Source organism: Paraburkholderia sp. RL17-373-BIF-A (assembly GCF_046030175.1).
Classification (GTDB): Bacteria; Pseudomonadota; Gammaproteobacteria; order Burkholderiales; family Burkholderiaceae; genus Paraburkholderia.
In genome coordinates this window covers 1-9,246 of record NZ_JARESO010000115.1, presented here as the reverse complement: position 1 = coordinate 9,246, position 9,246 = coordinate 1, and the positions used below count along the sequence as shown (strand labels likewise).

8 protein-coding genes are annotated in these 9,246 nt (G+C 61.9%); 4 read left to right on the top strand and 4 right to left on the bottom strand.

Translation table 11 applies throughout. The features are described 5' to 3' along the window. Window positions 1-167: 167 nt before the first annotated feature. Window positions 168-1,163, bottom strand: coding sequence for a LysR family transcriptional regulator (locus P0D80_RS47510; RefSeq protein ID WP_408178479.1), 996 nt, complete (start codon window positions 1,161-1,163; stop codon window positions 168-170). Window positions 1,164-1,366: 203 nt separating this feature from the next. Here P0D80_RS47510 and P0D80_RS47505 point away from each other — a divergent pair, with 203 nt between their 5' ends. The 3 genes from P0D80_RS47505 to scpC all read left to right on the top strand — a co-directional run bounded on the left by P0D80_RS47505 (window position 1,367) and on the right by scpC (window position 5,624). Continuing rightward, window positions 1,367-3,532 (top strand): FUSC family protein, encoded by a 2,166-nt coding sequence (locus P0D80_RS47505; protein ID WP_408295040.1) that lies wholly within the window; start codon window positions 1,367-1,369, stop codon window positions 3,530-3,532. A 171-nt stretch (window positions 3,533-3,703) separates the two neighbouring features. After that, complete coding sequence (locus P0D80_RS47500; RefSeq protein ID WP_408295037.1) at window positions 3,704-3,919, top strand: hypothetical protein; 216 nt, start codon at window positions 3,704-3,706, stop codon at window positions 3,917-3,919. Between the two features lie 190 nt (window positions 3,920-4,109). Continuing rightward, window positions 4,110-5,624 carry a succinyl-CoA:acetate CoA-transferase ScpC gene (scpC, locus tag P0D80_RS47495; protein WP_408295034.1) on the top strand — a complete coding sequence of 505 codons (1,515 nt, stop codon included), beginning with the start codon at window positions 4,110-4,112 and terminating at the stop codon, window positions 5,622-5,624. Window positions 5,625-5,696: 72 nt separating this feature from the next. Here scpC and P0D80_RS47490 read toward each other — a convergent pair whose 3' ends face one another. Beyond that, window positions 5,697-5,951: a GlsB/YeaQ/YmgE family stress response membrane protein gene (locus tag P0D80_RS47490; RefSeq protein ID WP_134965407.1), complete on the bottom strand. Its 255-nt coding sequence runs from the start codon at window positions 5,949-5,951 to the stop codon at window positions 5,697-5,699. Between the two features lie 161 nt (window positions 5,952-6,112). Further along, the gene (locus P0D80_RS47485) at window positions 6,113-6,820 is read right to left on the bottom strand and encodes an MgtC/SapB family protein (RefSeq protein WP_106311959.1); all 708 of its coding nucleotides are present in this window, start codon (window positions 6,818-6,820) and stop codon (window positions 6,113-6,115) included. Window positions 6,821-7,477: 657 nt separating this feature from the next. Between P0D80_RS47485 and P0D80_RS47480 the strand changes: the two genes are divergently transcribed. Beyond that, complete coding sequence (locus P0D80_RS47480) at window positions 7,478-8,002, top strand: hypothetical protein (protein WP_408295031.1); 525 nt, start codon at window positions 7,478-7,480, stop codon at window positions 8,000-8,002. Window positions 8,003-8,021: 19 nt separating this feature from the next. Here the strand turns inward: P0D80_RS47480 and P0D80_RS47475 are convergent, their stop codons facing one another. Then, entirely contained in the window at window positions 8,022-9,185 is a 1,164-nt protein-coding gene (locus tag P0D80_RS47475) for a metallophosphoesterase (protein WP_132382731.1), read from the bottom strand. Window positions 9,186-9,246: the final 61 nt, after the last annotated feature.

Below are 9,246 nucleotides of genomic sequence, written 5' to 3'. Positions count from 1 at the left end.
AAAATGGGGCGAACAAAGACTCCGGTTTGCGATCCGCACTGAGCAATCGTGTGCAACACACTCCGCAAACGGTCCTTTCCACTTTGCAGACACCCGCACAGGAGAGCACAGCGCCGCCGCCGCACCCACCCGCAGCCAGCGGCCCCTAACAACTCCAACTATGACGCCTACCGCGTCGCGACATCCCCACCGCCGCTCGCGCCCGCAGGCACCACGCCATCGCCGATCCCCGCTTCGCCGACTTCTGCAAGCAGGGTCTCATCGCGTGCAATGACTTTCGGCAGATGTGTACGCAGGAACTCGACCCAGGTCCGCGTCTTCGCGTCGATGAACTTACGCGACGGATACAGCGCGTAAATATTCATCTTCTGCGCCGTATACTCCGGCAACACGCGCACTAACGTGCCATCACGCAATCCGGAAATCGCCGCGTACAGCGGCAGCATGCCAATGCCCATCCCTTCGCGAATCGCGACAATCATCGATTCGGCGATGTTCACGTGCACCGGCCCATTCACTTCCATCATTTCGCTGCCATTCGGCCCATCGAGCACCCAATCGTGCGGCGGAAACGCCGGCGTGTGCAGGATCAAACACTCATGGTGCGCCAGATCGGCCGGCTGCTGCGGCGCGCCGTGCGCGCGCACATACGCCGGCGACGCGCACAGAATGCTAAAGGTCGTCCCCAGCGGGAGCGATACGAGTTCCGAATTAGGCAAACTGGAAGCACCGATCACCGCAACGTCTGCGCTGCCTTCGAAAAGATCAGGCATGCGCTGCGACAGCGTCAGCTCGACCGTCACCTCCGGATACAGCGCGCGATAGCGCGAGATGGCCGGCAGCACGTAATGCTGGCCGATGCTGGCAAAACTGTGCATCCGCAACGCGCCGCTCGGGCGCTCGTGCGCACAGCTGGCTTCTTCTTCCGCTGTGTCGACATCTGCAAGTATCTGTTGACATCGTTTCAGATAGCGCTCGCCTGCAGTGGTGAGCGCGAGCCGTCGCGTTGAACGGTTGAGCAACCGCGTCCGCAGATGAGCTTCGAGTTCCGAGACCGCACGGGACATCGCGCCGGTCGTCGAATTGAGCGACTGCGCGGCGGCGGTAAAACTACCGGCTTCGACCACGCGCACGAACACTCGCATATTTTGTAACGTATCCATCGATCCTTCTATTTCACGGCTGAAGCCGTATTGTCCGCCTGTCTCGGATGCGCATTGTTGTTCGTTCTGGAAGGGACGTTCCGCGGCCGTCCTCTTAATGCGCGCGCAGCATGCCCCTACAATCGGCGCCTTGCGTGGCCGGTGCGAGCAGTCTTCTTCACCGGCGCTTTTTCCAGCGACCAACCGGGGCGCCTTGCTTCCAGATGAAACGCGAACATGCGATCGAACCTACGGCGGATTCCCGCCGGAAGTGGGGCGTCATGTTGCAAACGCTCAGTCCGGCTGTTCGGGACTGGGCGACCAGCGACGGTCTGGTTTGGCTGCATCTGTTCAAAACGGTCACCGCGGGGCTGTTGGCGCTCGGCATTGCGATGCTGCTGGATCTGCCTCAGCCGCGCATAGCGATGACCACGGTGTTCGTGCTGATGCAGCCGTTCAGCGGCATGGTGCTCGCCAAGAGTTTCTATCGGATTCTCGGGACCGCGGTGGGCACGGTCGCTGCGCTGGTGCTCGGCGCGCTGTTCGTCCAGCAGCCCGAGTTGTACATGCTCGGCATGATCGGCTGGGTGAGCGCCTGCATTGCGGCAGCGGTCCGGTATCGGCATTTCAGATGGTACGGCTTTGTGCTTGCGGGTTACACCGCTGCGCTGATCGGCATCCCGAATGTGACGGTGCCTCACGACCTGTTTCTGGCGGCGCTCACGCGCGCGGCGGAAGTGGCGGTCGGCATCGTGTCCTCGAGCGCGGTGAGCGCGTTGATCGTGCCGCAGCGGTCCAGCCTTGCACTGCGGCGTGCGCTACAGATTCGGTACGGAAATTTTACTGCGTTCGCTGCCGATGTGTTGGCTCGCGGCATCAAGCGGGGCCAATTCGAGCGGCGCTTTGCGGATCTCGCCGACGAGATCGTCGGTTTCGAGGCGACGCGCACTTTCGCCGCCTTCGAAGATCCGGCAATGCGTTCGCGCAGTCAGCATCTCGGCCGTTTGAACGGCGAGTTCATGGATGCCTGCGCGCGACTGCATGCACTACATCAACTGCTCAAGCGTCTGCGCATGAATGGCTCGGCACCGGTCGTCGCGGCGATCAAACCGTATTTTCACGAGCTGGCCGCCCTCATGTCGCCACCGCCCGAAGTCACAGGGGACCCATCGCGTACGGCCGCCCGTTTGCGACACTTTCAGGCGAGCTTGCCACGGCGTGTGCGTGAAACGAGACGGCCGCTGGAAGCCACGCCCACCGAATCGCTGGCGGACTTCGATACGGCGGCGGAATTGCTGTACCGGTTCGTCGACGAATGGATCCGTTACTCGCAGACCTACGCGACTCTGACGCAGCGCAAGCCTGGCAGCCAGCCACGGACCACCAGCCGCTACGTCAGCAAAACCAACACCTTTGTCGTCGCGTTGACGTTTATCCGCTCGGCGGCGGTCATGGCAATCGCCGGCTGGTTCTGGATCACGACGGACTGGCCGAGCGGCGGCCTTGCGGTGATCGGCGCGGCGCTGGCGTGCGCGCTGACGTCGACTGCGCCGAATCCGTCGAAGATGGCCGTGCAGATGGCCGTCGGCGCCGTGCTGGCGACCATGACCGGCTATCTGTTCACGTGCTATGTGTATCCCAACATCGACGGCTTTCCGCTGCTGTGCATGATGCTGGCGCCAGTGCTCGCACTCGGAGCATTCATCGCCACGCGCAAGCTTGCGGCGGGATATGGGATCGGTTTCTCAGTGTTCTTCTGTTTGCTCGCCGGGCCTGACAATGTCGTCACTTACGCACCGGATCTGCTGATCAACAACGGCATTGCGCTCACCGCGTCGATGCTCTTGGCAGCGCTTGTCTTCGCGGTCGTTTTCCCGACCGACATGCCTTGGCTCATCGGGAAAATCATGGGCGATCTGCGGGCACAGGTCGTGTCCGCGTGCAAGGACGAACTGCCAGGTCTCAATCAACGCTTTCAGTCGAGTACGCACGATCTGACTTCCCAGTTGCGCATGCTGTTGACGCGACGCTCCCGGCGCCGCCGCGATGCATTGCGCTGGACGCTCGCGACGCTCGAAGTGGGTCACGCCGTGATCGATCTACGCAACGAAGCGGCGCGCGCCGACTACGCGCACGCACTTCATCCACGCTGGACCAGCGCCATAGAGCACATGCGCGATGACCTCGCGCGGCTCTTCGAGCAACCTGACTCGCGTGGTCTGGAGCGCGCGCTGGTGTCCGTGCGCGCGGCCACGTGGATTGCGCAGGACGTGCTGCAAACGGTTCATGCCGATCGCGAAAAGCGTCACGACCTGCAGCTCATCCTGAGCTGCCTGCACTTCATCCGCACGGCGTTGCTCGACAAGGACGCGCCGTTCAATGCGCGTTGACCCATGCACGCGACGATCGACTATGTGCATCGATCCTTCTACAGAATGGAAGGATCACTTCCGGACCGCCCCATTTATCCGCGGGAAAGGCAGCCATATAGTTTCATCACTGCCACGCAGTCCCCCAACGGGGCTTCCTACGGGGCAGCACCGTAAGTCATGGAGAACGAAATGAATGTGTTGAAGATTGCTTTGATTGCCTGCTCTTTGTCCGCTGTTGTCGCTCACGCACAATCGGCGCCGGCCGCCCCGGAACAACAGGTCGCCCAAGCGAATGCACAGCGTGCGAAGAACGCCGAAAGCCAAAGCCGCATCACCACACCGGCGATCAAAGCTGAAGAGTGCGTTGGGCCCGTGAGCTTCTGCAACATCTACTTCGGCAGCTGAACAGCGCCACGCGTCATATCTGAAATACGTGCAAGACCTGTCGCGAACGTTCGACGCGACGCAGCACCTGGCCGCGACACCGTCCCTTTGTGACGCTGCGGCGGGTGCGACAATCCGGCTGCTGAGCGAAGCACACCATAGACGTGCGCACCAGTAGACTGGACTGGTGACTATGGAGAGACTCAGTTTCATGTACCAAGACCGGATTCGCTGCGCTGAGTTGCGCGCAAAAATCACTTCAGCCGCCGAGGCGGCGCTTTTGATTCAGGATGGCATGTGTGTCGGCGCCAGCGGCTTCACGCGCGCGGGCGATGCCAAAGCCGTCCCTGTTGCGCTTGCCGAGCGCGCGCGCCAGGAAGGCAAGCCGCTGCGCATTACGTTGATGACCGGCGCATCGCTCGGTCACGATGTGGACCGCACGCTCACCGAGGCGCACGTGCTGGCTCGCCGCTTGCCGTTTCAAGTGGACAAGACGCTTCGCGACGCCATCAATCGCGGCGAAGTCATGTTCGTCGATCAGCATCTGTCTGAAACGGTCGAGATGCTGCGCGCGAACCAGCTCGGCAAACTCGACATCGCCATTATCGAAGCCACCGCGATCACCGAGATCGGTGGCATCGTGCCGACCACGTCGGTCGGCAATTCGGCGAGCTTCGCGATTCTCGCCGACAAGGTCATCGTCGAAATCAATCTTGCTCAGCCGCTCGCGCTCGAAGGACTTCACGACATCTGGATTCCGGGCCGCAGGCCGAACCGCGAGCCGTTGCCGATCGTCCGCCCGCAAGACCGGGTCGGCGCGCCTGCCATCGAGATTCCGCTCGAAAAAATCGCGGCCATCGTCATCACCGATATGGCGGACAGTTCATCCACGGTGCTGCCGGCGGATGCCGAGACTGAATCGATTGCAGGTCATCTGATTGAGTTTTTCCAGCACGAAGTATCGCGCGGACGCATGCCGAAGCGCTTGCCGCCATTGCAAGCCGGCATCGGCACGATTGCCAATGCCGTGCTGGCTGGTTTCGTCGATTCGCCTTTCGACGCCTTCGAAATTTATTCAGAAGTGCTGCAGGATTCGACCTTCGATCTGCTGGATGCCGGCAAGGTGACGTTCGCCTCCGGTGCGTCGATCACGTTGTCGGCCGCGCGCCAGGCGCAGGTGTTCGGCGAACTCGAACGCTATCGCGATCGTCTCGTGCTGCGTCCGCAAGAAGTCAGCAACCATCCTGAAGTGATTCGCCGGCTCGGTCTGATCGCGTTGAATACCGCGCTCGAATTCGACATCTACGGCAACGTGAATTCGACTCACGTGGGCGGCACGCACATGATGAACGGCATCGGCGGTTCGGGCGACTTCGCGCGCAACGCGTCGTGCGCGATCTTCGCGACCAAGTCGATGGCAAAGGGCGGCCGCATTTCGAGCATCGTGCCGATGGTGCCGCATTGCGATCACAACGAACACGACGTGGACGTGGTCGTGACGGAGCAGGGGCTCGCCGATTTGCGCGGCCTCGCGCCGCGGGAACGCGCCACGCTGATCATCGAGAATTGCGTGCATCCGCTGTATCGCGATCTGTTGCGCGACTACTACGGGCAAGCATTGAAGGGAGGCGGGCAAACGCCGCATCAGTTGGATCAGGCTTTCGCCTGGCATACGCGGCTGCGTGATACCGGCTCGATGTTGCCGGCGGTGGAGACGAAGCTTTAAACGCGGGTAGTCAGCTCAAGCCGGCGTCAGGTGGCCTTCGCCCCTGACGCCGTAAGACATCAGATGCTACGCTCAGGCGCCTCGTCGGACGAGCCGGACAAGAAACAATAGAATGACCGCGCCGATCACCGCCGTGATGATCGAGCCGATCCAGCCGCCGCCCAGCGAAATATGCAGCACACCGGCGAGCCAGCCGCCGATGAACGCGCCGACAATCCCGACGATGATGTCGACGATCAGGCCGAAGCCGCCGCCCTTGACGAGCACGCCTGCCAGCCAGCCAGCGATCGCGCCGATGATGAGCCATGCAATGATGCCGTGTTCCATAATCGAGACTCCCTAGTTGAGTGTGAAAAATTCACGGTGACAGAGCTTAGTCGATGGTTATGGGACAGTCCATATTCAGGACGCGGAATTAACATTGTCTGAATCTATTGCAGATCAAGTGTAGACGATGCGCGCGCAGATGGGGGACTTACGCATTACGCTTACTCGGGCGTCGGCTCCGCTTCTCTGGCCGTCCAACTGACGCTGGAGACGCTCTTTTCCATGCTGATGCGGCTGGCCATCTGTTCGAGCTTCGACTGATCCTTGGGATGCATCTTCAACGTTGCAGTAACGCGAATGCGTCCTGGGTCGTTTTCGACGTCCTCGCTCGTCAGGCTTTGAAACGACAGCGGCGTCGAATACATGGAGTTGGAGACGGCGGTACGAATGTGAATCTCGTCGGCTTCCCGGCAGACGATTGTCAACACGTATTCGCGGACGAGGTCGGCGTTCGATACCGGCGTCGCGTTGATCGTACGGCTGACTTCGCGCAGCACGGTATTGGTCAACAGCACGACCAGGGTGCCGGCTAGCGCCGGGCCGTAATGGCCCGCGCCGCACAAAACGCCCACCGCGGCCGAGCACCACAAGGTCGCCGCGGTGTTGATCCCCTGAATGGAACCCTTGTCGCGCATGATTACCCCGCCGCCGAGAAAGCCGACGCCGGAGACCACATACGCGGCGATCTGGGTGATGCCCGCCGTGCCGTTGCCGGTCAGTACGCCGAGCGTGACGAACAGGCACGCGCCGCTCGCGACCAGCGTGATCGTGCGCAGGCCTGCATTGCGCTGACGTATCTGCCGTTCGAGGCCGATCGCGACGCCACAGGCGAAGGCGGCGAGAAGCCGCCAGACGAATTCAATTGTCATCGGTAAGCAAGGCTGAGGCGCGAAATCGCACAGTGTGAACCGTACGCGTGACAGCGACACGTCCGCGTCGATGGGACGCGGGCGCGTTCAGGCACGGCGCAACGCAGCGCGAACGAAGACTCGCAGCGCTGGAAGGTGAGCAACGTCGGCACGGCATCAGGCCATGCGGCGCCTCACTGCCACTTCACTGGCAATTTCGCTGGTAGAAAGCGGGTATCAACGACGTGCACCGCCAGCCCGAAGGCAAGACGGCGACAGGCTAAGGCTGACGCGGAAATCTTGCCGATCAGGCGATCGGGCGAATCGAAGCTCGACGGGTACTGCAGCTACTGTCCAAGATCGTGATTCCGGGTAGATGAACGGGCGGATTTTAGGCGCCTCTGCAAAGTTAAGTCAAGTCGTGATCAGGCGCGGCGGCGAATCAGTTGCACGCTTTCTTTGGGGAAGTTTCTGAGCTGATAGGGGAGCTATTCCCACATAAATACGGACTCCGAATATTGACGATGTTCATCCCGGAAAACACACTGTCTGCATCACTCGGAACACGTCGCACGGCCTTGGCGCTCAATTCCGCGTTTTTTGCTCTCGCATCGTTCAGACGGCGCCGCGATCCGCACGACGTCGTTGTTTCCGCCGCCCATCCGAATCAAGGAATATATGAAAGGTAAAGCTCTTGGCTTCATCGCCGGCGCGTTGATCGCTGCCGCTCCACTCGTATCGTCGGCCGCAGGTCTGCCGGCACCGTTTGAAGGCAGCAGCACGCTGCAGGCGGACGGCGTCGTGAAATCAGTCGATCAGGCCAACCATTCAGTCACTGTGCTCGACGCACAAGGTGGCGAAGCGTCGTTCAACATCACCGACACGCGCAATCTTGCGCAGATCAAGCAAGGGGGCAAAGTTCACATCCGCATGATGCGCAATGCCGTGATCAGCATCACGCAGGGTGTCGACGGTCAAGCGGCGGCGGCTCACGTCGCGCAGTCGAACACGGTTCAGAGCGTGACCGCTCACGTCGAGGCCATCGACCATGCTTCCGGCATCATGGCGCTCAAAGGCCCGAATGGGTCCGTGTTCCATATCCAGGGCCGCGATCCGGCGAAGATCACCGGCGTGACGCCGGGTATGCAAGTGGTGGTGGCGTTCGCGCCGCAAGTCAGCGTGGCCGTGGCGCCCGCGCAGTAACGGGCGCCTTCGTCGGAGCTTAATCGGGCTCGCCGGGTACGAGGCGCAAGCGCGTGATTTCGGAAGGTGCGCCCAGACGCTTCGGCGGTCCCCAGTAGCCGGTGCCGCGGCTCGTGTACACCCAGAGTCCGTTCAGCCGCGCGAGACCGGCGGTGAACGGCTGCTGAAAGCGCACGAAGAAATTCCACGGGAAGAACTGGCCGCCATGCGTGTGGCCGGATAGCTGCAGCGTGAAACCGGCTGCTGCTGCAGCTTCGGCTGAGCGCGGCTGGTGGGCGAGCAGCACCTTGATCAGCACGTCGCCAGGCGCGCCGGCCAGTGCGGCGACCGGATCGCTGCGGTGCGCCGGGTCGTGATGGCCCGCTGAATAATCGGTGACGCCGGCAATCACGGCGCGTGCGCCGTCGTGATCCACGATCACGTGCTCGTTCAGCAGGACGTTCAGTCCCAGGCGGCGGAATTCGTCGATCCAGGCGTTGGCGCCGGCGTAATACTCGTGATTGCCGGTAACGAGAAAAGCGCCATGGCGCGCACTCAACCGTGACAGCGGCTGCGTATGTTTGGTCAGTTGCGGCACGCTGCCATCGACGATATCGCCGGTGACAGCGATCAGATCCGGCTTGAGGCGATTCACCGCGTCGACGATTGCGTCGACATAGCGGCGTTTGATGGTCGGGCCGACGTGAATATCGCTGATCTGCACGATCGTGAAGCCGTCGAGCGCGGCGGGCAAATCGTCGATCGGCACTTCGATCGTCACCACTTTGGCGCGGCGGCGAGCGTTGAACAGGCCGACGAGCGTGGAGAGCAGGGCGAGCAACGGCACAGCCGCCGCTGAGCCGGTTCGCCAGTGTGCGATGGCGACGGTGTTCGGCCAGATTGCGTCGACGGTCAGAAGCGACGCGAGCACGAGGTCGCGCGCGAAAGTCAGGACCAGCAGCGAGGAGAAGAACCCCATCGCCAGCAGGCCGACCCATGCGAGTCGGTCGCCGAGCGGTTGTTGTTTGATCGTGCGCGCGAGCATGCCGAGCGGAATCAGAAAGATCGACAGCACGAGCCACAACGCGCACAGCCAGCGGCCGGTGGTATCGATCGGCATGTCGGGAATCAGACGCAAGCCCACGTAAATGTGCAGGAGGATGCCAATCAGGATGATGCGAACAAGAAACGATGAGCGGCGCATAGAGAAGATCAAGGCGGGAAGGGGCCGGCACAGGCGGAGGAGCGGCGGCGGGGGGGGGGGG

Excerpts from the sequence above, each read along its gene's own strand:
- P0D80_RS47510 (WP_408178479.1), bottom strand. The coding sequence starts at position 1,163 with ATGGATACGTTACAAAATATGCGAGTGTTCGTGCGCGTGGTCGAAGCC.
- P0D80_RS47505 (WP_408295040.1), top strand. The coding sequence starts at position 1,367 with ATGAAACGCGAACATGCGATCGAACCTACGGCGGATTCCCGCCGGAAG.
- P0D80_RS47500 (WP_408295037.1), top strand. The coding sequence starts at position 3,704 with ATGAATGTGTTGAAGATTGCTTTGATTGCCTGCTCTTTGTCCGCTGTT.
- scpC (WP_408295034.1), top strand. The coding sequence starts at position 4,110 with ATGTACCAAGACCGGATTCGCTGCGCTGAGTTGCGCGCAAAAATCACT.
- P0D80_RS47490 (WP_134965407.1), bottom strand. The coding sequence starts at position 5,951 with ATGGAACACGGCATCATTGCATGGCTCATCATCGGCGCGATCGCTGGC.
- P0D80_RS47485 (WP_106311959.1), bottom strand. The coding sequence starts at position 6,820 with ATGACAATTGAATTCGTCTGGCGGCTTCTCGCCGCCTTCGCCTGTGGC.
- P0D80_RS47480 (WP_408295031.1), top strand. The coding sequence starts at position 7,478 with ATGAAAGGTAAAGCTCTTGGCTTCATCGCCGGCGCGTTGATCGCTGCC.
- P0D80_RS47475 (WP_132382731.1), bottom strand. The coding sequence starts at position 9,185 with ATGCGCCGCTCATCGTTTCTTGTTCGCATCATCCTGATTGGCATCCTC.